Annotated in this window: 1 pseudogene; it reads right to left on the bottom strand. The window is 66.5% G+C overall.

What is annotated here, in order from left to right:
* A pseudogene (locus tag WU80_RS24975) lies at window positions 1–322 on the bottom strand (hypothetical protein); the annotation flags it as partial.

Below are 322 nucleotides of genomic sequence, written 5' to 3' on the forward strand. Positions count from 1 at the left end.
CCGGCACCGGCCGAGACCACGTTGCTGCTCAAGCTGCCCAGGTTGCCCAACCCCAACTGCGCGAACTGCGGGGTCGGGAACCAGGCCCCACCGGCACCGGCCGTGCTACCACCCGGCCCGAACACCAACTGCTGGGCGATCGACGAACTGAACGACGCGAGCCCGTTGGAGAAGTAACCGAGCCCGGTGGTCTGCTTGAGCAGCACCGTGTATACCGACGGCGTAAGCCCCAAGTAGTTGTTCGTGGGGGTGGGCAACCCGCTTTGCAGGAAGTTCTGGATGGCGCTGGTCAGCCAGGTGAACGGCCCGGGCGGTGTCGTCG

The organism is Mycobacterium sp. UM_11 (assembly GCF_001414075.1).
In the GTDB taxonomy this organism is placed as follows: domain Bacteria; phylum Actinomycetota; class Actinomycetes; order Mycobacteriales; family Mycobacteriaceae; genus Mycobacterium.